Origin of the sequence: Acinetobacter lwoffii (assembly GCF_024129435.1) — a bacterium.
In the GTDB taxonomy this organism is placed as follows: Bacteria; Pseudomonadota; Gammaproteobacteria; order Pseudomonadales; family Moraxellaceae; genus Acinetobacter; species Acinetobacter lwoffii_F.
Map to the genome: position 1 here is coordinate 1 of NZ_JAMXXN010000004.1, position 21,690 is coordinate 21,690.

21 protein-coding genes, 4 tRNA genes and 1 pseudogene are annotated in these 21,690 nt (G+C 45.3%); 3 read left to right on the plus strand and 23 right to left on the minus strand.

Annotated features, from left to right (window positions below; all coding sequences use genetic code 11):
* The 19 genes from NI455_RS03560 to NI455_RS03650 all read right to left on the minus strand — a co-directional run.
* Nucleotides 1-90, minus strand: a 90-nt coding sequence (locus NI455_RS03560) for a GTP-binding protein (protein ID WP_072292276.1), incomplete at its 3' end; no start/stop codon positions are given.
* A 150-nt stretch (nt 91-240) separates the two neighbouring features.
* A tRNA-Thr gene (locus tag NI455_RS03565) sits at nt 241-315 on the minus strand.
* A 17-nt stretch (nt 316-332) separates the two neighbouring features.
* Nucleotides 333-408, minus strand: a tRNA-Gly gene (locus NI455_RS03570).
* Nucleotides 409-446: 38 nt separating this feature from the next.
* A tRNA-Tyr gene (locus tag NI455_RS03575) sits at nt 447-530 on the minus strand.
* Between the two features lie 56 nt (nt 531-586).
* Nucleotides 587-662 (minus strand) — tRNA-Thr (locus NI455_RS03580).
* Between the two features lie 98 nt (nt 663-760).
* Nucleotides 761-2,254 (minus strand): anthranilate synthase component I, encoded by a 1,494-nt coding sequence (gene trpE / locus NI455_RS03585; RefSeq protein WP_253112454.1) that lies wholly within the window; start codon nt 2,252-2,254, stop codon nt 761-763.
* A 108-nt stretch (nt 2,255-2,362) separates the two neighbouring features.
* Nucleotides 2,363-3,031 (minus strand): phosphoglycolate phosphatase, encoded by a 669-nt coding sequence (locus NI455_RS03590; protein ID WP_086044201.1) that lies wholly within the window; start codon nt 3,029-3,031, stop codon nt 2,363-2,365.
* Nucleotides 3,032-3,109: 78 nt separating this feature from the next.
* Entirely contained in the window at nt 3,110-3,769 is a 660-nt protein-coding gene (locus tag NI455_RS03595) for an FHA domain-containing protein (RefSeq protein WP_219308165.1), read from the minus strand.
* A 62-nt stretch (nt 3,770-3,831) separates the two neighbouring features.
* Nucleotides 3,832-6,093, minus strand: a complete 2,262-nt coding sequence (gene gspD, locus NI455_RS03600) for a type II secretion system secretin GspD (RefSeq protein WP_253112455.1) — start codon at nt 6,091-6,093, stop codon at nt 3,832-3,834.
* A gap of 38 nt (nt 6,094-6,131) precedes the next feature.
* Nucleotides 6,132-6,986, minus strand: coding sequence for a type II secretion system protein N (locus NI455_RS03605; protein WP_253112456.1), 855 nt, complete (start codon nt 6,984-6,986; stop codon nt 6,132-6,134).
* Entirely contained in the window at nt 6,986-7,729 is a 744-nt protein-coding gene (gene gspN, locus NI455_RS03610) for a type II secretion system protein N (RefSeq protein WP_253112457.1), read from the minus strand. Before gspN ends, NI455_RS03605 begins: the two co-directional genes overlap by 1 nt.
* A 182-nt stretch (nt 7,730-7,911) precedes the next feature.
* Entirely contained in the window at nt 7,912-8,238 is a 327-nt protein-coding gene (locus NI455_RS03615) for an H-NS histone family protein (protein ID WP_026055760.1), read from the minus strand.
* Between the two features lie 141 nt (nt 8,239-8,379).
* The gene (locus NI455_RS03620) at nt 8,380-8,808 is read right to left on the minus strand and encodes an acyl-CoA thioesterase (protein ID WP_253100001.1); all 429 of its coding nucleotides are present in this window, start codon (nt 8,806-8,808) and stop codon (nt 8,380-8,382) included.
* Nucleotides 8,809-8,816: 8 nt separating this feature from the next.
* Nucleotides 8,817-10,010 carry a membrane protein gene (locus tag NI455_RS03625; RefSeq protein ID WP_044113062.1) on the minus strand — a complete coding sequence of 398 codons (1,194 nt, stop codon included), beginning with the start codon at nt 10,008-10,010 and terminating at the stop codon, nt 8,817-8,819.
* A gap of 6 nt (nt 10,011-10,016) precedes the next feature.
* A complete protein-coding gene (locus tag NI455_RS03630; RefSeq protein WP_044113063.1) occupies nt 10,017-10,856 on the minus strand; it encodes a hypothetical protein in 840 nt (279 codons plus the stop codon).
* Entirely contained in the window at nt 10,853-11,632 is a 780-nt protein-coding gene (locus NI455_RS03635; RefSeq protein ID WP_044113064.1) for a uroporphyrinogen-III synthase, read from the minus strand. The genes NI455_RS03630 and NI455_RS03635 overlap by 4 nt, the downstream gene beginning before the upstream one ends.
* The gene (gene hemC / locus NI455_RS03640) at nt 11,632-12,555 is read right to left on the minus strand and encodes a hydroxymethylbilane synthase (RefSeq protein WP_044113065.1); all 924 of its coding nucleotides are present in this window, start codon (nt 12,553-12,555) and stop codon (nt 11,632-11,634) included. Before hemC ends, NI455_RS03635 begins: the two co-directional genes overlap by 1 nt.
* A gap of 108 nt (nt 12,556-12,663) precedes the next feature.
* Nucleotides 12,664-13,404, minus strand: a complete 741-nt coding sequence (locus NI455_RS03645) for a LytR/AlgR family response regulator transcription factor (RefSeq protein WP_004278633.1) — start codon at nt 13,402-13,404, stop codon at nt 12,664-12,666.
* Between the two features lie 69 nt (nt 13,405-13,473).
* Nucleotides 13,474-14,628, minus strand: coding sequence for a sensor histidine kinase (locus tag NI455_RS03650; RefSeq protein WP_253112460.1), 1,155 nt, complete (start codon nt 14,626-14,628; stop codon nt 13,474-13,476).
* Between NI455_RS03650 and argH the strand changes: the two genes are divergently transcribed.
* Together argH and NI455_RS03660 are read left to right on the plus strand one after the other, a co-directional pair.
* Nucleotides 14,619-16,049 (plus strand): argininosuccinate lyase, encoded by a 1,431-nt coding sequence (argH, locus tag NI455_RS03655; protein WP_171501402.1) that lies wholly within the window; start codon nt 14,619-14,621, stop codon nt 16,047-16,049. The genes NI455_RS03650 and argH overlap by 10 nt on opposite strands.
* A 15-nt stretch (nt 16,050-16,064) precedes the next feature.
* Nucleotides 16,065-16,334: an oxidative damage protection protein gene (locus NI455_RS03660; protein ID WP_004278636.1), complete on the plus strand. Its 270-nt coding sequence runs from the start codon at nt 16,065-16,067 to the stop codon at nt 16,332-16,334.
* Nucleotides 16,335-16,678: 344 nt separating this feature from the next.
* Here NI455_RS03660 and NI455_RS03665 read toward each other — a convergent pair whose 3' ends face one another.
* The 4 genes from NI455_RS03665 to uvrC all read right to left on the minus strand — a co-directional run bounded on the left by NI455_RS03665 (nt 16,679) and on the right by uvrC (nt 20,400).
* Nucleotides 16,679-16,954, minus strand: a complete 276-nt coding sequence (locus tag NI455_RS03665) for a hypothetical protein (RefSeq protein WP_180076505.1) — start codon at nt 16,952-16,954, stop codon at nt 16,679-16,681.
* 41 nt (nt 16,955-16,995) lie between these two features.
* Complete coding sequence (gene pgsA / locus NI455_RS03670; RefSeq protein ID WP_016806864.1) at nt 16,996-17,583, minus strand: CDP-diacylglycerol--glycerol-3-phosphate 3-phosphatidyltransferase; 588 nt, start codon at nt 17,581-17,583, stop codon at nt 16,996-16,998.
* Between the two features lie 107 nt (nt 17,584-17,690).
* Nucleotides 17,691-18,485, minus strand: coding sequence for a thioesterase family protein (locus NI455_RS03675; protein ID WP_253112463.1), 795 nt, complete (start codon nt 18,483-18,485; stop codon nt 17,691-17,693).
* Between the two features lie 115 nt (nt 18,486-18,600).
* Nucleotides 18,601-20,400: an excinuclease ABC subunit UvrC gene (gene uvrC, locus NI455_RS03680; protein ID WP_253112466.1), complete on the minus strand. Its 1,800-nt coding sequence runs from the start codon at nt 20,398-20,400 to the stop codon at nt 18,601-18,603.
* A gap of 224 nt (nt 20,401-20,624) precedes the next feature.
* On the opposite strand from uvrC, the pseudogene NI455_RS03685 reads away from it, so the two are divergent.
* Nucleotides 20,625-21,685, plus strand: a pseudogene (locus NI455_RS03685) (AAA family ATPase).
* Nucleotides 21,686-21,690: the final 5 nt, after the last annotated feature.

A 21,690-nucleotide genomic window follows, 5' to 3' on the forward strand; every position in this document is an offset into this window, starting at 1 on the left:
AGCTGTTAAAGTTGTTTTACCATGGTCAACGTGACCAATTGTGCCCACGTTAACGTGTGGCTTATTACGTTCAAACTTAGCCTTAGCCATGTTAATCTTCCTCGTTTACGTCGAACACAATTCTGAGTAAAACCCAGCTCCGACATATCGTTTAAAAAAACCGAACACCAAATACTTGAAAAGCAGACTAAATAGCCTGCTTTTGGAATTTCTTTGCAACAAAGTTGCTAAACTGTAATCTGGAGCTCTTATCGAGATTTGAACTCGAGACCTCTCCCTTACCAAGGGAGTGCTCTACCACTGAGCTATAAGAGCAAATATTAGTACTTCAATGGAGCGGGAGACGAGGGTCGAACTCGCGACATGTAGCTTGGAAGGCTACCGCTCTACCAACTGAGCTACTCCCGCACGATGTTGGTACAAACCACTTATTGAAGTCTTAAAATTGGTGGTGAGGGAAGGATTCGAACCTTCGAAACTTTCGTAGCGGAGTTACAGTCCGCCCCCTTTGACCGCTCGGGAACCTCACCATTTTTTACACTTACATCAGTGCTGTTCTTTACTTCACACTACCAAACTTCTAAGATGGTGCCGGCACACGGATTCGAACTGTGGACCTACTGATTACAAGTCAGTTGCTCTACCAACTGAGCTATGCCGGCGTTTCTTAGTGTTTCGTACGTTTCGTATCGGAACGGTGTGCAGTTTAGCAAAACTCAGAATCCTTGCAAGTGTTTTTTTCAAAAAAAACGTCAAAAACTCATAAAATCAAACCATTTGATGATAATTCAACCGCTTTGATCACTGCGCGAGCTTTTATTTGGGTTTCATTCCACTCAGATTCAGGATTTGAGTCGGCAACTAGCCCTGCTCCGGCCTGCACATAGACCTTATTTTCGCGAATGACACAGGTACGAATCGCAATCGACATGTCCATTTCGCCATGCCAGCCTAAATAACCAACAGCACCACCAAAAATTCCACGTTTTACCGGCTCAACTTCGTCAATAATTTCCATGGCACGGATTTTTGGCGCACCTGAAAGTGTACCAGCAGGGAAAGTTGCTTTAAAAACATCCAGAGCATCGACATCATCACGCACTTCACCCTGCACATTGGAGACAATATGCATCACATGCGAATAACGTTCGATCACCATTTGATCAGTCACCTGCACTTTGCCAATTTTTGCGATACGCCCTACATCATTACGTCCCAAGTCAATCAGCATGACATGTTCAGCAATTTCTTTTTCATCAGACAATAAGTCTTGCTCAAGCGCCAGATCTTCTTCTTTGGTTTTGCCGCGTGGACGGGTCCCCGCTAATGGACGAACTGTGGCAATTCCATTTTCCAGACGGGACAGAATTTCCGGTGAAGAACCGACAATATGGAATGGCGTGTTGTTTTCCAAGGTCTGCCCTTGCACCAGGAACAAATACGGTGATGGATTGAGATGACGCAGCGCACGATACACTTGTAGCGGATCACCATCGAAATCAGAGACCATCCGGTGCCCCGGCACCACCTGCATTACATCACCGGCACGAATATACTCTTTGACCTTTTCGACCGAAGCAATGAAGTTGTCATATCCGGTGAGGGACTCAAAATGTGGCGGCGTATGTTTTTCAGCTTTAAGGCTGATGGGCGTGGCCAGAATATTTTCCAATTCATTTAATTGTTCATGTGCTTTTTCATAAGAACCGGGGGCAGTGGCATCCGCATGTACAATTAAGAACAAGGTATCTTTCAGGTTATCAAAGACAATCACTGTTTTAGAGAGCATCATCCAGATATCTGGCAAGCCGACCGGATCCGCTTCCGGCACATTTTTTAATTTCGGTTCGATATAACGCACCGCGTCATAACCAAAGTAACCGACTAATCCACCAGTAAAACTCGGTAGGTCCGGTAATTCTGCCTGGGTTGGCACCTTAAATTGCGCCTGAAAGTCGCGAATATATTGAAATGGGTCCGCACAGTGCTGCTTTTCAATCGAATCATCTGCGTGCTGTACCGTCAACTCGCCTGCATTGCAAGAAAATACCGTGGATTCACCTAGTCCAATAATCGAATAGCGTGCCCAGTTCTCACCACCTTCTACAGACTCGAATAAATAAGCCTGCTGATGCTGTTTAAGCCGAGCAAAAATAGAAAGTGGTGTATCGGTATCCGCCAGGCGCTGACGATAAACAGGAATGAGGTTATAGCCTTGCGCGGCAAGTTCTTGGAATTGTGCTTGAGTGGTCATGCGGTTTTTCTCTTTAAATTAGGGTTACTCAGTATGTAAATAGAATTGAACTAAGCGACGCCATCGAAAAACCTTACAACTATTCATTTTCTTTCCTTAGTACGCGTATTAGGCAAGTAATTCTCTAAGATCATCCACAATCTGCTGCGGCTGACAATCTGCAATATTTTCACCATGATTATAGCCATAGCTGACCACAACACAATCAATCCCGGCGCGGCGTGCGGCTTCAACATCATTGGAAGAATCGCCAATGAGCAAGACCTGTTCTTTGCTCACCTTATAATGTTCGACACAGTGCAACAACTGGCGTGGGTGCGGCTTACGTTCAGTAAAACGGTCGCCACCAATGGTATCGGCAAAATAATGAGCCATATCCAAGGTATCTAAAATGCTGCGGGCAGGAAGTTCAGGCTTATTGGTCACACAAATCAGGGTTTTACCTTGGGCTTTAGCCCAGTCCAGAAATTTCAGGATTCCCGGAAAAGGAACGGTATCGACGCAGGGATCGACATTATAGATATCCAGAAAAGTCGTTAAGAGTTCCTGATGCTGTGCCGGTGTGACCTCACCCACCAGATGCTGGAGTACACTTTCACAGAATATCGACGTGCCCTTACCTACCCAGGTCCGTACCTGCTCTTCAGTCACCAGAGGCAATTGCAGCACATTCAAGCTCATATTCATGGCGCGATACAGATCATGTGCTGAATCCACCAAGGTACCATCCAGATCAAACAAGATCAGTTCACGCTTTTCTAATTGTGCAATAGACATCCCGACCCTCTTTTATAATGTGCGCAGCCACAAAAAAGGCATGCGCTATGCATGCCTTGATTGTAACCAATCATCAGCTTATTTGAACAACAACCAAGCCATAATTGCCAAAATAATCAGCACAATCACTGAAATCAAACCTACAGATACATTTTTCTGGGTTTCTTTTTCCTGTTCTACACGTGATACAGGCTGCTCAACCGGAATTGGGGTAGGCTCTGGTTTTACCGCATTAATGTCCACGCCTTCCGGAATAGGCGCCGGTTTTGGAATACCGATATTGGTTGGCATGCCATCACGGGTTAATTGTACCGTAGCATCACGATGTTTCAGTTCCGGCATTCCCTGATCATTCATTTGCTGTGCAGGTGTAGGCTCAGCGACTTCGACCTGTTCCACAACTTTTTCTGCCGTTGCTTCAATTTCTGCTGGAACCTCGACTGCAGCCACAGGCGCCAGTACTGAAAATTTCAAGCTGGCAAACTGAACAATGTCATCCTGCTTTAATAAGGTTTCCTGCGCAATTTGCACATCATTGACGAAAGTACCGTTTGATGAACCCAAATCCTGCACCCAGAGCGCATCATCCTTCAGTAAAAATGCTGCATGTTTACGGGAGATTTCCGCAGCCTGCAATACAATATCCGCAGCCTGATGACGCCCCACCAGCATGTCACGGTCAATGCTAATTTCCTGTCCTGTTAAGTCGCCTGTAATCGCGTGTATTTTCCAAGTCATGAAAGTTACTTCTCTGTTCTCTTTGACATTATCATAACATGCTGTCTGCAAATGCGAATGGCTTAGCTTTTGGGTCTAAGTGTGGTTGTTGTAACGGTATTTTTACTTTTTTCTACCTGTTGTACGGGTTGTGCCACTTGTCGCTGAATCACTGGCTCTATCGCTACCGGCGTAACGACTACATTGGCTGGTTGCGCCCGAACCGGTGCGGTCGGCACAGTTTGATAAGTCGAGTTTTGCAATGGCGTTCTGGATATCGGAATGCGCTGCTGATATACATCTTCAACACTTTCTGGCAGCTTGGCAAAGTTCCCATCTGAATCGAGTGCGAGTTGCAGACTATATAACTGACTATAACGTTGCTGGGTCAGTTTACGCACTGCATTTTTATCCCCCACAATGGTTGGATGGATAAAGATCAATAAGTTACGTTTTTGATTGGACTTACCTTCTGAACGGAATAAACGTCCCAAGCCTGGAATCGCACCCAAACCTGGCACCGCTTGGCGTCCATAACTGGTGTTATCCGAAATCAGACCGCCAAGCACAATAGTTTGTCCATGTTCGGCCAGAATTGAGGTTTTGATCGCTCGCTTGCTGGTAACCAGATCCTGCGCCTGCCCTTTACTGGCTTTGACATCAGAAACTTCCTGTTCCACTTCCAGGCGTACCGTACCATCTTCGCCAATATGTGGAACCACCTTTAAAGTGACCCCGACATCCTTACGTTCAATGGTGGTATAGGGATTAGCAACTCCAGCAGCGCCTGTAGATACTGAGCCTGTCACAAAGGGTACGTTTTCACCCACTACAATATAGGCTTCTTCGTTATCCATGGTCACGATCGACGGCGTAGACAACAGGTTGGATTTAGTGGTTTCTTTAAGTGCCTGAATCATCGCGCCATACAGACGTCGGGAACCATCACTGCCTTCACGATAATCACCGAGTACCAGTGAACTGCCCGCGCCCACGGCACTTGCAGCACCTGCACCACCACCCGTCAGATAACCGGCCGCAATATTTTTCAGGCTAGTCCCAAAATTATCGAAGTTCACCAGTCCAATACCACTACTGATATCACCCAAGGCCCATTGCACACCGAGTTGATCCGCATCGGTTCCTTCCACTTCAATAATCGCGGCTTCGATAAGCACCTGTTGACGACGGATATCCAGCTGGTCAATTGCTGATTCAATTTCCCGCATCAGTTGCGGATCAGCTTTCACCACCAGAGAATTTTGTGTGGTATCGGCAATAATACTGACGCCATTGCCATTAAAACTGGTAATTCCGCCCTGCTCGTTATTCATGCCTGTATTCAGCTGAATGCCTGAAGAAGTGTTGCTACTCGAACCGGTAGTCGTATTGTTGTTATTTAAATTATTGCCAGAACTGAGTGAAGACGAGTTCGAGGATGTACTACTCGAATTTGAATTACTGTTCACCGCCTGCCCGCTTACCAAACCCTGCAAGATTTCCGCAAGATTTTTAGCGCTGGCATATTTCAGACGAAAAACTTTTAATCCACCCAAACGATCCGCAGCCGGTACATCCAGAGTTTCGATTACTTGACGCACCCGTTTGCGCGTCGTGGGATCACCTTTAATGATGATCCGGTTAGTACGAGTATCTGCAATCACCCGCACTCGCGAACCGCGGACATCTTTAGCTCCACCGGTGGCAGTCATGGACTCGATCAGTCCAATCATTTCCTCAGCCTGACTGGATTGCAAGCTGACCGCTTCAATGTCATTCTGACCGGTGCCATCCAGATTGCGAATGATGGTTTCCAGCTGGTAAATATTGCTAGCGCGATCCGATACAATTAAGGCATTCGTCCCGGGCACCGCCGCCAGATGGGCAAACTGCGGCATCAAAGGACGCAATGCAGGAATCAGGTCATTCGGATTGGTATTTTCCAGCCACAACACCCGGGTCACAATCTGGTCACCACTGGCACGGCTTCTGGCATCATAGGGAATGCCCGAGCTTTTGACATTGCTGTCCGGAACCAGCTTGATGGTATTCCCCGAAGGAATTGCCACCACACCGTTGACATTCAACACGCCTAAAAACAGGTCATAGACTTCATTTTTATTCAGGGCTTTATTGGAAATGACCGTCACATTGCCACGTACCCGCGGATCGACTGCAAAGTTTTTGCCAGTAATGTCGGCCACTTCATTAATGAATGCAGTTAAGTCAGCATCTCGAAGGTTGATTTTCCAGGTTTGTGCATAACTCGCCGTACTGACCATAGCCATTAACGGTGCGGCCACACAGAATGCCCATGCTGATCGATTATTATTAAATAAAGCCATAAACTTTCGTGTTTCCTAACCCTATATGTGATGACACATCACTTCAAATCTTGTTGTATGGTCATCACCTGATCACCACGTTTTATTTCGAGTTTGACCTGACCTTCACGTCGGGCCTGTTCCAGTAATTGTGCTTCGGTCTGTCCTTGGCTCAGCGTCTGACCATTTAAAGACAAGATCCGGTCGCCTGGTCTTAAACCCAGGCGATTACGCAATGCAGCCGGTGTGCGTGAAGTCACTTCATAACTACCATCTGCTGCACTCACCCCCATATTCTGTAAATACTGATCCTTGTTTTCCTGCATCTGCTGGATGGCTCGACCAATTTCATTCTGTGGCGAAGGCTGCTCAGGCATACCATTGTTAGAAGGCATAGCAGGTATTGAGCTTGAAGATGCTGATATTTCCGGCACAATCGGCTGATTCAAGCCATTTTCCAGACCTTTGAATAAAACTTCCTGAGTAGCACCTGTGGATCGACGCAAAATAACCCGATCCCAATGCACTTCAGCCAACTCAAAACCGCTATTGGTCAGCATTTCCCCGATACGGTAACGATCGACCTGATCATTAATTTTCAGTACCGCAGAAGAGTTATAACTTGGACTGGCAACCACCACCCCTTGTAAAATGATATTGGTAGTTTCAACAGCACCCGCAGACTGCCCAACTTCCTGAAACAGTGAAAATGCACCGATATTCGGAATTTGTGCCTGCTGTGAACCCAGTTCTACCCGATCCAGCTGCATGGCTTGGGGTGGAGCTATTAGCAACCAGAACAAAGCCGCCAGCTTCCAGCATAAGTACAGAATGAGCAGCAACAAAATCACAGGTGCAGCACGATTGATCTGCTTCACGTCAATATTTTTTAAATCATTCAGAGAAACTGCCATCAGTCCAAGCCTCCCATTAAGGGTTGGCGGGTACTAATCACATAGGTATCTAATCCGGCTTTACCTTCATAAGAAGGCGCATTCATTAAAAAGCGCTGGGTGAGCTGAATATCCAGCATCAGACTCGGATCAAGCTTGATATTCAGCATGCGTTGATCGCGACTATCCCGAACATCAACTAACAGCTGTCCGCTTTCATCTGCGAGTTTTCCAGTCATTGCGGGTACATTCATGCGTTCCTGACGCTGAGCAAAGGTATAAATCAGCTCACCACCCGCCCATTGCATTTGCCCATCCACCTGACTGAAACCCTGTTCTTTTTTATATTTAAAATCCAGATCTTTAAACTGAATCGCAGTACTCGGCCATTGCCAGTCTGCAAGTTTTTTTAGAGTTTCAGGCGCGATCTGCCCTTCAAGATTTTTGACAATCAAAGACTTATTCAGACCATAAGCCATGATCCCGGAAAGCTGGGTATTGCCGCTATGCAAATCCACATGTGCCCCAACCCGCAGCAACAGCAAATCCAGAGGCCGTACTTTCCAGTTCAGACTGCCCCGAAGATTGCCTTTTTTCCAGTCCGCACTTCCCTGCCAGATATTTCCGTTTACATTATGCAAAGTCTGGTTATTTTTATAAAATTTCGAAATTAACCAGGCTGCTGGCACTTGTAATACGACAAAAATAAAAAATGCAACAAGAGCAAGGATCAACCATCTTAAAGTTTTCGGTTTACTGCTCATCCCCACCACGACCAATCGCTCAAGTCCAAATCCCCATTTATAATTTTTCCCTTATACCCACACATTATGCACACTTTTCTGTCAACGCCAATTCATAGATATAAAAAAACCAAGCAGGTATGCTTGGTTTAATGATCATAGACTGTCTGTATGACAGCCTAATGACCAGATCAAATGAAGGCTTAGATCAGGAAATCGTCCAGCTTTGCGCCTTTTTCCAATTCAGCCACCAACCAGCGCGGCTGTTTACCACGGCCAGTCCAGGTATCGTCCGGATTGCTTTTGCTACGGTAACGCGGCTCAACCGACTTACGTGATGATTTCTTACGCTTAGACGCACCAAATTCAAGTAACTGTTCAACCGTCATACCAACTTTCTCGGCAACTGCCAAGATTTGCTGATAAGCATCTTCAATCTCTTGATCTTTTTTTGAAGCAATCAGTGATTCTGCTTCTGCTTGTAAACGTTTTAACTCTTCTACTGATAAATGCGTAATATCTGGCATAATGCTCTCCGAAAAATAATATTATTCATTTTGTTAAATAATAGCCCCATCATATTTATATTAAATAAAACATTCAATATAAAACCTTAAAGCAATAACAATAAAGTTTAAAAAAAATTACAAAATAAAATGCTTCATTCATTTTTAAATTTCATGTTGAACGCTTAATTCAAGTGCTTTGATTTTTTCGCGAATATGTTCCGGAATTTCTGTTTTCTGCATGGTCTTTTTATCGACACAGACAATAACTGCTTCTGAAGTGGCGACAATACTTTGCTGTTTTTCACTCCATAATAGATATTGCATTCTGAATGCAATATTACGGATTTCTTCAATACGTGCTGCCACTTTTAAATGATCAGGAAAAACCACGGGTTTTAAATAACGGCACTGATTGGATGCCACTACGGTAGATACCGATTCAGAGAGAATTTCTAATTGGGTTAAATAAGCTAGACGTGCACTTTCGACATAACGGTAATACATGGCATTATTGACATGTCCAAAGGCATCCATATCGCCCCATGCAACTGTTTGTTCATAAATAACTGGATATTGTTTTAATTCTGACATCATTATGCTCAAGTCTTAATTTCTATAAAGTTTACATTCGATTCAAATACTGCATTTAACTGCTGTAGCAAGTCCTCCCGATCTTGTAAGGCAGCTTTAATTCTTAAATAACTCATACGAATATCATCCGGATACAAGTCAAGTAGTTGCTGGGCTTGATCTGTATAGCCTGTGGCTTGCAACACATGCCATTTCGCAAAGCTTAAAACCGGTAATGCCGGATACTTGGTTTCCCAGTGCGAAATCTGTTGTGCAATCGCATCATAATCCGGGTTTTGACGCAATAACTGTTGTTGGAACCACAAATAAAATACATCCTGATTAAATTGCTGTTCCATTAAATGAATCGCAAGCACTTCATGCTCGGCACTCATTTCTGGCATTCTAAATAATAATTTCAACCATAATAATTTGACCGAATAGTCACGATCAAATATTTGCGGTTTTAAATCTAAATAACGTTGCTGTAAATAAAATAAATCGTCCTGTGTGGCTTGGTCATAGGCTAATAATAATTGTTCAAGCCATGTTTTTTTTACTTCTTGGTCTAAATGCCCATATTGGGTCGAACGTAAATATAACCAAGGAAACTGCATGGCAAATACCCCCCATAAGGCGACAAGGCGCTGCTCATAGGCTGTTTTAACCTGTATTAACCAAGGTGATAATTCATGCTGATTTAAAAACTCTAAATGGGTAAGTGCTTGTTCACCTTGCTGTTGTGATAAATAAATTTCAATCCGCTGTAATTCTGCCAATTCAAATGCCATGGGATTGGACTGATTTAAAGCAGTTAATGCATGGGTATATTGCTGTTGCCCCCAAGATAAACGTGCATCAATAATATGTTTAAGTAAACCCGACTTAGTAAAAGACTGCTGAATAAAATCCCGCTGATCCTGCGCAGCGTTTAATAACCAGATCACGGCCAATTGTTCATAAGGGTGCAAGCGGGAAAAACTAAAGACTGTTTCAGTTTTACGCTTTTCACGACTGCGATACTGCTTGATAGCATACCAGATGCAATGCATCAGAAAACTTACACTGACCAAGGATGCGGCCAAAAACCAGAGGGTGGTTTGTAACTGCCACTCGCGCCAATACAGATAGACATAGCCAGCCCCATGTCCATAACTCAAGATACTCAGCCCCGCAATGCCAAGTAAGCAGACAAATAAATAGGCCAGCAGAATCTGTTTCATAAGCAATTAGCCCACTAGGGTGCGTGTGTTTAATAATGGAATCGGAGTAATCGGGGTAGCCTTGATTTGATTCAATTGCTGAATCCATTTTTGGCTCTGCGCATCCGGCAATTGTCCCAAAACTTCAATCACGGCATTCAGTGCTTGCTGAAAAGCGACAGATTGGTCTTTTTGCAAGGTATTTTGTGCGATGAGCAAGCGCAACTGGGCCTCTTTCAGTACCAGATGCCGTTGCATCAAGACTGTGCTTGGCTGATCTGCGGATTCAACCTGAATCCAGCGCTGCCAGAAAGAGCGTTGAGTTTCTGGACGCTGACGATGTGGTGTCTGAATTTCTTTTTCAATTTCAGCATCCATCTGCACCAAGAGTTCTTTTACTTTATTTTGCTGCACTAATCGGCTGTTCACGAATTTTTTCAGCATGTCCTGATCTTTTGCAATCACTTGCTGCAAACTGCTGACCAAGGCAGGCGCTAAAATATAATCATCCAGCTCATTAGATAACTGATTTAATTTCTCAATCGCAGTGGCGTATTGTTGCTGTTGTAGTGCAAATTCGATCAGATCCAGATGTTGCTGCACCAAGACAATATCATTTTGCGTTGCATCAGTTGCCGCTTCATTTACTGACGCTTTCGCTGAAGTAGCTCCAGCACTTTCCTGCTGAGCAGAAATCTGGCGTTTTAAAGCCACAAACTGATCATTGAGATTGGCATTTTGCTGCTGTAACTGATTAATGCTTTGATTAAATTCAGTCTGTGCTGTATTCAGAACATGAAGGTCGTAGCTGAGCTTGACCAGCCATGACAAACTTAAGATGAACAATACAATGAATAGTTTCTTCATGCGTTCCCTAATATCAGCCCCATTTTCTGCAAGATCGTATTTGCGTCTAAATCATCGATTTTTACGAATTGAAAACTTGCCTGATGCTGCTGTTGATATTCCCCAAGAATATTGGCCAAACGTGGCCCCAAAACCAAATAACAGGCTTGCTGTATAAACTCCGCATTCCTCTGCAAGAGTATCAGCCAGTTTAACCAACTTGCCTCACTGGTGATTAGCACTGCAAAACGCTGCTGTGTCTTAAGCAGCGCCAAATTCTCTGCCAAAATCGTTGCCGTCGTTTTAGGACATTGCCGCCGGTACAAAATAAAGTTTAAAACTTTAATATTGCTGGCACGTAAATGATCCATCATAAATTGACGACCACCTTCTCCGCGCCAGAAAGCCACACCTGAACCAGAAGCCAGTTGCTTCAACACAGGCAATTGCAGCATGCCTTCCGAAGTTTCGACCTCAGGCACATGACTATGAATGCCATAGCTCGCCAGTGCCTGTTCAGTGGCTTTTCCCACTGACACCCAATGCACCTGCGCCAAGGCCGAGAGCTTAATACCCGCCTGTTGTAAATATTGCATGCCAATCTGAGCGGCCGTCGGACTGACCACCACAATAATCTGTGCCTGCTCCAGCTGCTGATACAAAATCGACAGCTCATCGGAATAAGGCATGGCATGCAGTTCGAGCAAGGGCAATTCCAGAACAGACACCTGTGCTGCCTGTAACTGTTGAGTCAAGCCTGCAGCACGATCACTGGGGCGAGTATTAATCAATAACATCAGTGTGAATAGAGTGCTTTCAGCAACTCGCCAGCACCTTGATCAAGCAGGTCTTTTGCCAGCTCTACACCCAATTGCTCCGCAGCTGCCATTTTGCCAGTATGCTGTGCCCGGAGCAAAACTGTTCCATCGACACTGCCCACACGACCTTCGATTGAAATCACACCCTCTTTGAGCGTGGCATAACCAGCAATCGGCACCTGACATCCGCCTTCTAGATAGGCATTAAAGGCACGTTCGGCACGTACACACGCATCTGTATCCGCATGCAGGAGTGGCTGAATCAAGTCCAGCACCGTCTGATCATGAGTACGGCATTCCAGTCCCAATGCCCCTTGACCCACGGCCGGCAGACTGACTTCAGGCGTCAGAGTATGACGAATACGTTCTGCCAGACCCAAGCGTTTTAAACCGGCACTGGCCAGAATAATCGCATCATACTGGCCTGCATCCAGTTTAGATAAACGTGTGCCGACATTACCGCGTAAATCGATAATGTCCAGATCTGGACGCTGTTTTAAAATCTGGGTTTTACGGCGCAAGCTTGAGGTTCCGACTTTGGCGCCTTGTGGCAATTCTTCAAAACTAGTGTAGGTATTCGACACAAAGGCATCTAAGGGATCTTCACGTTCACAGATCACTGCCAGACTCAGACCTTCGGGCAAGGCCATCGGGACATCTTTCATGGAATGCACAGCCAGATCTGCACGACCATCCAGTAAAGCGGCTTCTAATTCTTTTACAAACAGTCCTTTTCCACCAATTTTAGCCAGTGGTGTATCTAGAATTTTATCGCCCTGTGTAACAAAAGTGACTAACTCGACCTGCAAACCAGCGTGCAAATCTTGTAGGCGCGCACGGATGTGTTCCGCTTGCCAAAGCGCAAGTGGACTTTGTCGAGTTGCAATTTTTAGGGTCTTCATAAATTTCAATAACAGTAAATGAGAACAATAGTCTAAACTTAACCTGCTCACTTGAAAATGCAAGTGAATTTATACAAGTTTCAACTGAATGCTCTCATTCATCCCCCGCTAAAGCTTTTGAATCCGATCTCGTAAAAACGGTAAATGTCGCCGACTAACCGCCAAACGATCGTCCAGCTCACGACAACGTACCTGATACTGACCTGAACTTACCACTTCCAGACCATCCAGATAATGCACCGAGATCAAGGCATTACGATGAATCCGGATAAACTGGTTCCCAAACTCCTGCTCTAACTCCTTTAAGGTTTCATCAATCAATACACTGCCGTTTTTATGACGCACAGTGACATATTTCTGATCCGCCAGAAAATAATAGATATTTTCAACTGGCACCAATTCGACACCACGATAGGTCTTTGCCGCAATCTGCTGGCGGCTGATATTGATTTCGTCCATATTTTCTTTTTGTTTTAGTTGGCTCATTTGAGCTTGGGTAAGTTTAGTTAAGTGCTCTAAAACCTGTGCCAATTCCTGTTGCATCACCGGTTTAAGCAAGTAGCCTTCGGCATTTGATTTAAATGCATCCAGCGCATGTTGGTCATAGGCCGTACAAAAGACAATGGCCGGCATTGGATCCAGTTGACGCAAATGTTGCGCACAAGCCAGTCCGTTCATTTCAGGCATTTGAATATCTAATAGGATGACATCGGGTTCGTATTGGTGAGCCAGATCAATCGCTTGACGGCCATGGCTTGCTGTCGCCACCACATCATGCCCCAGTTGAGAGACCAAACGTGATAAACGCTCGACGGCCAAAGGCTCATCATCACAAATCAGGATGTCCATTTCTCCTCCTTACCCAGTTAACATCATCAGATGAATGATAAAGCTAACTGCGATTTCTTTGATTTATTTTTATTTATATTGATATCGCACTACCGTCGTAAACATCCCTTCGCCGGCAAAGGTTTGAAAAGTCACACTGGGTCCATAATAAGCTTGCAGACGCTGTCTGACATTTTCTATTGCAATACCATGTCCCTTTTTTAAAGTTTTATTATCCTGTGCATAAGGGTTGGTTATGATGATATTAATTTGATTTTGCAATATTTCAACCAATATGCTTATGGTACTCTTTGTAAGAATTTTTTCAACTCCATGGAAAATACTATTTTCTAGCAAGGGTTGTAAAGTTAATAATGGAATTTGAACTTGTGAGTATAAGTCTTTGTTTTCTAACTTCCATTCGACCTGCAAACGCTCACCTAGACGGATCTGCTCAATCTCCAGATAGCGCTGGCACAGATCAATTTCCTCCTGCAGGCTGACCAGTTTTAATTCCTGAAAACTGGCACGAAATAACCGTGACAAATTCAGCAGCATGTGCTCGGCTTTATCCGGATTGATACTGATCAGGCTGATCACACTGTTCATGCTGTTAAACAAAAAATGCGGCTGAATCCGTGCCTGCATGGCCTGAATCCTAGCATTCAACTCACTATGCTGCTGCTGCTCCCATTGCTCACGCAAATAAAGATAGCGAAAACAGAAAGTTCCCAGCAAAATTCCCAGACTTAAATGGAGTCCGACCCGATCCAGCGCAATCGCCAGGTTTAAATCCTGAAAATTAAAATTCTGTCCAAAATATATCAAGATATTCAGGTTCACCGTAGTGAGCAGTACAATTGCCTGTAACAGCAGAAATCCAGAAATCAAAGCCAGTTTGATTCCCATACGTTGAAAGGCTTGATGGAACAGCTCGACCAGTGCTGCAAAACATAACAGTACCCAGTTGATATACAGGATATATTGCAGCAGGTGCATTCCATTCAAAGCCTGCCAGGATTGCGCTTCTGCAAGCGCCAGAATCATGGCCAGAATATTGCCGCCAGCAAACAGTTCCAGCAAATAGCGTAGATTGCCGATCTGGCTAAAAAAATAGGAATTTTGCGTCTGTTCGTTTATCAATGTAAAAGATTGAGCAGATGTGACTTCGGCAATGGGCTTTGAATTTGTTATACTCTTTTTCGTTCTACTGCTTTTAATCTGATTGAGCCGACATGACCACATCTTCTAATTCCTCTAATCCATCACACGCCCAGACTTCGGGTATGTGGGGCGGTCGTTTCTCTGAAGCGACTGATGCTTTTGTTGCTGAATTTACAGCATCTGTTCAATTTGACCAACGTTTTTATAAACAAGATATTGCAGGCTCGATTGCCCATGCAACCATGCTGGCAAAAGTGGGCGTACTGACCACGCAAGAACGCGATGACATTATTGAAGGTCTGACAGCGATTCAAGCCGATATTGAAGCAGGCAACTTTGAATGGCGCATTGATTTAGAAGATGTCCACATGAACATTGAGTCACGCCTGACTCAACGTATCGGCATTACTGGCAAGAAACTGCATACCGGTCGTAGCCGTAATGACCAGGTGGCTACAGATATCCGTCTTTATGTACGCGATGAAATCGATAGCATCCTGGAATTACTGAAAAAATTACAAAAAGGTATTTTAAGCTTAGCGGCTAAAAACACCGACACCATCATGCCAGGCTTCACCCACTTGCAAACCGCTCAGCCAGTGACTTTTGGTCATCATCTAATGGCTTGGTTTGAAATGCTGGTACGCGATTCAGAACGTCTGATTGATTGCCGTAAGCGTGTTAACCGTATGCCGCTTGGTTCTGCTGCACTTGCAGGTACTACTTATCCAATCGACCGTGCTTATACTGCTGAACTGCTAGGTTTTGAAGCTGTTGCTGAAAACTCGCTGGATGCAGTATCGGATCGTGACTTTGCGATTGAATTTAATGCCGCTGCATCTTTAATTATGATGCATTTATCACGTATGTCTGAAGAACTGATTCTATGGACATCTGCACAGTTCAAATTCGTGAATATTCCAGATCGCTTCTGTACTGGCTCTTCAATCATGCCGCAGAAGAAAAATCCGGATGTGCCTGAACTGGTACGTGGTAAAACCGGCCGTGTCTATGGCGATTTGATGAGCCTGCTGACTTTAATGAAAGGCCAGCCTCTAGCCTATAACAAAGACAATCAGGAAGATAAAGAGCCATTGTTCGATGCGATCGATACAGTTCGTGGTTCACTCATGGCATTTGCTGACATGATTCCTGCACTGGTTCCAAACATTGCTGAAATGCGCGAAGCAGCGCTGCGTGGTTTCTCAACTGCGACTGACCTAGCTGATTACCTGGTGAAAAACGGCGTTGCATTCCGTGATGCGCACGAGATTGTAGGTAAAGCGGTTGCACTCGGTGTACAAGAATCTAAAGACCTGTCTGAATTGACACTCGAACAACTGCAACAGTTCTCTGACCTGATTCAAGCAGACGTATTTGAAAAAGCCCTAACTCTTGAAGCTTCGGTGAATGCCCGTAATCACATTGGTGGCACCGCGCCTGCTCAAGTGAAAGCAGCCATTGAGCGTGCACATGCGCGTTTGGAACAACTTTACGCATAATTTTGGAGTATGGATATGTCTCGACAAGTTTTTTGCCGTAAGTATCAGGCGGACATGGAAGGTTTAGACTTTGCTCCATTCCCGGGGCCAAAGGGTCAGGAATTGTTTGATACCGTGTCTAAACAGGCTTGGCAAGAATGGCTAAAACACCAAACCACGCTAATTAATGAAAAGCGTTTGAACGTGTTTGAAGCTGATGCGAAAAAGTTTCTAGAAGAACAGCGTGAAAAGTTCTTTAACAATGATGCATCCCTAGAAAAAGCCGAAGGGCTAAAGCCTGAGTAAAAAAGAAAGCACTGCTTTTCTTTTTTATGTAAGACAAGGACGAAGTCCGCGTAGGCTTTAATCTAAAAGAATCTCCATTATTGGGGATTCTTTTTTTATGTATTGCTCTAAACATTACTCAAGACCAGCGAAGCGGGTAGTTTTGAATGTGAAGAGCTCCCAATGCAGGAACTTTTCACATTAAAGCCCTGCCTTTCTTTTTTACACAAAAGAAGAATGAAGTCCGCGTAGGCATAAATCTATCCCCTATCTCAGGGGATTTTTTGACTAATTCTAGCAAATCTTACTAACTCACACTTAGAGCACAAAAACAGATTTTTACTTATTCTATTTCGTTTATCTAGTCAGCCACTATCCTGCTGAAAAACATTCAGATTTGTATCAAAATAATAGATTGTAAAAGCAATATACAGAGTAATCACAAAACACAACATTCTGCTACAAGAAGCCACATGATTAAAAAAAACTGTCTCTCTATAATGATCCCTAAGAAGATGAGATATCTTTGAATAACTATAATAATAAGCAACAAATACCCCGATTTCATCCCAGTTCTTCCCCCAAAGGCTGGGTATTTTTTTGCCTGCAATTTGCCGATTGGCTTGATAATTTAAGCGCATAAAAAAAGCCCCCTTTCAAGGAGCTTCTCTTTTCATTTCGATTAAGGCTGTTTCAGATATGGCCAAGCCGCTTTCAGATAAATGAACATCGACCATAAGGTGAGTACCACTGCGGTGTATAGCAAGGCATACGCCAGCATTTCCAGCGGTGGCCAATTTAACAGAAATACGGTGATGGCGATCATCTGGAAAGCAGTTTTGTATTTCCCCACCGTTGAAACCGCAACATTGGTCCGTGCACCCAACTCTGCCATCCACTCACGTAAGGCTGACACAGTAATTTCACGCGAAATAATCACAATCGCAGCAAAAGCCATCGACATGGAAGGCTGCCATTGCACCAGCACAATCAGTGCAGCTGCGACCATCAATTTATCTGCAACTGGGTCGAGAAAACGTCCAAAAGCAGAAGTCTGGTTTAATGTACGTGCCAGATAGCCATCAAACCAGTCCGTTACTGCAGCCACCACAAAAATCGTGGTCAAAATAATATGCCGCGTCATGTCGGGGTTATGGGCATCAAAGCCCATTGCAGGTGGCCAGTAAGCCACCAATAAAAATACCGGAATAAGAGCGATACGCGCCAAGGTCAAGATATTTGGAATATTCAGGATACGACCTGTAGTCATAGACACCGCCAATTGTTCCCCTCATGTACGATGAAAATGCACACTTTTTTAGAGGTTTGATCCATCATTAATAGGCTTCACTTTATACGAATTGACTTGCAGTGTCACTAGGCAAACACCGTCACTGTTTGTCTTGCCATCGCAATCAGGCGATTTTCGGCATCCCAGAGATAGGCATGCTCCGTCGCATAACCATCCGCAGCATAGTCGGTAAATACTTTATATTTAAACCAATCATGCAATTGATGTTGAACCGGATGCACATAGGTCACTGTCCAGGTCAGACTACTCGCAGGCGCCATGTTTTTAAACATCGGCAACACCCCAGGTGGCCAGATATCAAAAATAGCCATCAGGTCTGCGACCAGAAATTCACGGTTGTGATGCTTTTCAGGATGAAACCGGCACCAGCCACCAAAGTCCGGACGAGGACTGGCACTACAAGGTAGATTGACATCCGCCCAGGCTACTTCGAAATGGTCATAACAGTCTGGCATACCATAGCCAACAGGAATCTGAAACAGCTGCTCTGGCGCAGCATAGTCGGGTGCCTGAACTTGTTGCTGTACCTGAATCTCTGAATCACGGGAAATACCAAAACTGGCAATCAGAATACTTTGCACCGCGTCGTCCTGCCATAAGCGCACTTCAATCGTGGTCACTGACTTGCCTTGCCGCAGGATTTCAGCCGTCAACCGTACTTTGGCTTGCTGAATCGGGCCGACAAAGGTCACACTGCAACTGAGTAAATGCTTGGCCGGATCATTGATGTGAGTGACGGCTTTCTGCATCATCATCGCGGCAGCCAGACCGCCATACAGGGTACGCCCCTGTAGCCATCCCTGTGGAAACTCTACCCATTCCTGTTCGGCAATTTGTGCATAAAGTGCATGCAAAGACATGTTGATCCCTCAGTAAGTCTTGATGCTCAGTATATTCGGCAAAATTCATCAGGTTGTGAATGTCACGTGACCCATGCGTCAATGCGCATTTTTGCCCTTGCATTCGAACCCCAAGTTATTCATGCAGCACTTTATAAATCATCCGCGCCATGACTGAACCCAGTCCCGGCACCAGTTGCAGATCTCTTTCTGAGGCTTTCAGTACGCCCTGAATCCCGCCAAAATGGGTCAGCAAATCCCGACGGCGTTTTGGTCCGAGCCCCGGAATAACTTCCAGCACTGATGAACCTCGTTTCTTGTCACGTTTAGCACGATGCTTGGTAATCGCAAAGCGGTGTGCTTCATCACGTACCTGCTGAATCAGATGCAGCGCCTTATGATCCTCCGGTAATTGAATTTTACTGCCATCGGTAAAGTGCAGGGTTTCCAGACCGGGCTTACGTCCCTCACCTTTGGACACACCGACCATAAAGGCCTCTAAGCCTAGTTCCTGCATGACTTCCATTGCCATGTGCAATTGCCCCTTGCCACCATCAATCAGCAGCAAGTCTGGCAACAGGGCTTTTTTATAACGACGGGTCAGCGCCTGACGCATGGCGGCATAGTCATCACCCGCCTGAATATCGTGAATGGAAAACTGGCGATAATCGCGCTTGCGCGCACCACCACTATCAAAGACTACACAGGATGCCACGGTATCTTCGCCCATGGTATGTGAAATATCGAAGCACTCGATCCGGTCTACAGGATGGCCGACCACCTGCTCCAGCTGATGAAAACGCTCATTTAATTCTATATGATTGGCCAGCTTGCCCTGAATCGCGTGCTGTACATTCATCTGCGCCAGTTCCAGCCATTCGGCCCGGGTTTCGCGGACTTTGGACTTGATCTGGATTTTCTTGCCAAAATGCTGCGACAGTGCTGCTTCCAGTTCCTTACGATCAGCCACTTCCAGATTGACAATCAGTTCAGCCGGGATTTCATCTGCTACCTGAAAATAAAAATTGGCAATAAAATCGGCCAGCATTTGCCCCAGGTCATCACTAAGCATATCCGGGAAATAACTTTTTCCACCCAGCATTTTACCGTTGCGCACATGCATGATCTGCACACAGGTCACACCGGCCTGATAGGCAATCGACAGGATATCCGCTTCGCCTTTGAGCTTATAGATCGCCTGCTGCGACTGCACATCCCTTAACAGCGCCATCCGGTCCCGATAGAACACCGCTTTTTCAAATTCCAGCGCTTCAGCGGCCGCTTCCATTTTTGCGATCAGTTCCTGATTCAGCTCCTTGGTATCGCCCTGCAAAAAGCGGATCGAGTTATCGACATCTGCCTTATAGTCTTCCGGAGAAATAAATCCGACACAGGGCGCAGAGCAGCGTTTGATCTGGTATTGCAGACATGGCCGGGTCCGGTTGGCAAAAAAACTGTTTTCACAGGAACGCACATTGAACAGTTTTTGTAGCACCACCAGAGTATCCCGGGCGGTATACGCACTCGGATAAGGTCCAAAAAACTTGCCCACCTGGTGCTTGCCCTTGCCGCGCCCACTGGCTAAACGCGGATAGGGTTTATCTGCCGAAACAAAAATATAGACATAAGATTTGTCATCACGCAGCATGATGTTATAGGGCGGATGATGCAGCTTGATCAGGTTCTGTTCCAGCAACAAGGCTTCAGTTTCAGAACGTACCACCAGGGTCTGGATATCATAAATCCGTGCCACCAAGGCCTGGGTTTTGGGATGATCCAGCGTTTTGACAAAATAGCTGGAGACCCGGTTTTTCAGGTTTTTGGCTTTACCCACATACAATAATTCACCGTCTTTGCCATACATCCGGTAGACCCCGGGCAGGCTGGTCATATTCGCCAGGATTTTTTCAATATGGGGGCGTGCGTTTTCGTTCACCTAAAGCCTATTTTCACCTACAATCTGCAGATATATGTGATGATTGTTGCGTCATTTTCAAGCAAAAACACAAAATTCCCCTGAAGCTGCCACTTAATCTTAAAGTTCCTGTCGGGTTATCCCCCCAATCTATAATCCTCACGACATAAACTGATTGTTAAAAGCTATAAGTTTCAACCTTTAACTTTGTTATGCTCAAAAAGTCTAGTTTTGAGATGATTCGCATGACCCTGCAGCAATCGGGCATTCATATTGTTCAACCCTCCACCTCCACCCATCACCCGTCTGAACGTGCTCGCCTGATTGGTAAACCGCGTTTTCATTTCGAGCCGAGTAAGGTAATGCAACTGCTACGTGAACGGATTATTGGGCAGGATGCAGCCCTGAATGAAATTGAAAAAATGTTGCATGTGGTCAAGGCAGATTTTTCCAGTCCGGATCGCCCTTTGTCGGTTACCTTGATGCTGGGCCTACTGGCGTCGGTAAAACAGAAACCGTGCGTCTGATTGCCGATGCGATCTATGGCCGCCCGGATGCCTTTTGCCGGATTGATATGAATACTCTGGCACAGGAACATTATGCGGCGGCTTTGACCGGCGCACCGCCCGGTTATGTGGGATCAAAGGAAGGTCACAGCCTGTTTGATGAAACTGCGATTGCCGGCAGTCATACCCGTCCCGGCATCATGCTGTTTGATGAGCTGGAAAAAGCCAGTAACGAAGTGATTCGCGGCTTGATGAACGTGCTGGATACTGGCCGGCTGACCTTGAAAGCGGGCACTAAAACTATCGATTTTCGCAACTGCATGATCTTTATGACCAGCAATGTCGGGGCACAGGCGGCGCAGCAATATCTGGACAAACTCAGCTATCTGCCTGAGAAAATGCAGGCACTGTGTCTGAAGCGCGTTCCCACCCAGCGCATCATTGAAAAAGTCATGCAGCGTAAATTCGACCCTGAATTTCTGAACCGGATTGACCGCAGCCTGCATTATCAGGCGGTACAGCATGATGCCCTGCCACGTCTGGTCGAAATTGAACTGGATAAACTGAACAAGCGCTTGCAGCATCAGCAACGCAGCGTGCATTTAAGCGCTGCAGCCAAAGCCTATTTCTATCAGGGCCATGATATTCGTTACGGCGCCCGGCATTTGGGCCGTAAGATGCGTACCGAACTGGAGCCGATTCTGGCACTGTATTTTTTAAACCAGCCTGAGCAATTCAGTCTGCATCTGGACTGTGTCGATGGACAACTTATGGTTCTGCCTGAGCAAGCAAAAGCTTAACTAAG

Coding starts and splice junctions, on each gene's coding strand:
- trpE (WP_253112454.1), bottom strand. CDS start 2,254: ATGACCACTCAAGCACAATTCCAAGAACTTGCCGCGCAAGGCTATAAC.
- NI455_RS03590 (WP_086044201.1), bottom strand. CDS start 3,031: ATGTCTATTGCACAATTAGAAAAGCGTGAACTGATCTTGTTTGATCTG.
- NI455_RS03595 (WP_219308165.1), bottom strand. CDS start 3,769: ATGACTTGGAAAATACACGCGATTACAGGCGACTTAACAGGACAGGAA.
- gspD (WP_253112455.1), bottom strand. CDS start 6,093: ATGGCTTTATTTAATAATAATCGATCAGCATGGGCATTCTGTGTGGCC.
- NI455_RS03605 (WP_253112456.1), bottom strand. CDS start 6,986: ATGGCAGTTTCTCTGAATGATTTAAAAAATATTGACGTGAAGCAGATC.
- gspN (WP_253112457.1), bottom strand. CDS start 7,729: ATGAGCAGTAAACCGAAAACTTTAAGATGGTTGATCCTTGCTCTTGTT.
- NI455_RS03620 (WP_253100001.1), bottom strand. CDS start 8,808: ATGTCAGAATTAAAACAATATCCAGTTATTTATGAACAAACAGTTGCA.
- NI455_RS03625 (WP_044113062.1), bottom strand. CDS start 10,010: ATGAAACAGATTCTGCTGGCCTATTTATTTGTCTGCTTACTTGGCATT.
- NI455_RS03630 (WP_044113063.1), bottom strand. CDS start 10,856: ATGAAGAAACTATTCATTGTATTGTTCATCTTAAGTTTGTCATGGCTG.
- NI455_RS03635 (WP_044113064.1), bottom strand. CDS start 11,632: ATGTTATTGATTAATACTCGCCCCAGTGATCGTGCTGCAGGCTTGACT.
- hemC (WP_044113065.1), bottom strand. CDS start 12,555: ATGAAGACCCTAAAAATTGCAACTCGACAAAGTCCACTTGCGCTTTGG.
- NI455_RS03645 (WP_004278633.1), bottom strand. CDS start 13,404: ATGGACATCCTGATTTGTGATGATGAGCCTTTGGCCGTCGAGCGTTTA.
- argH (WP_171501402.1), top strand. CDS start 14,619: ATGACCACATCTTCTAATTCCTCTAATCCATCACACGCCCAGACTTCG.
- NI455_RS03650 (WP_253112460.1), bottom strand. CDS start 14,628: ATGTGGTCATGTCGGCTCAATCAGATTAAAAGCAGTAGAACGAAAAAG.
- NI455_RS03660 (WP_004278636.1), top strand. CDS start 16,065: ATGTCTCGACAAGTTTTTTGCCGTAAGTATCAGGCGGACATGGAAGGT.
- NI455_RS03665 (WP_180076505.1), bottom strand. CDS start 16,954: ATGCGCTTAAATTATCAAGCCAATCGGCAAATTGCAGGCAAAAAAATA.
- pgsA (WP_016806864.1), bottom strand. CDS start 17,583: ATGACTACAGGTCGTATCCTGAATATTCCAAATATCTTGACCTTGGCG.
- NI455_RS03675 (WP_253112463.1), bottom strand. CDS start 18,485: ATGTCTTTGCATGCACTTTATGCACAAATTGCCGAACAGGAATGGGTA.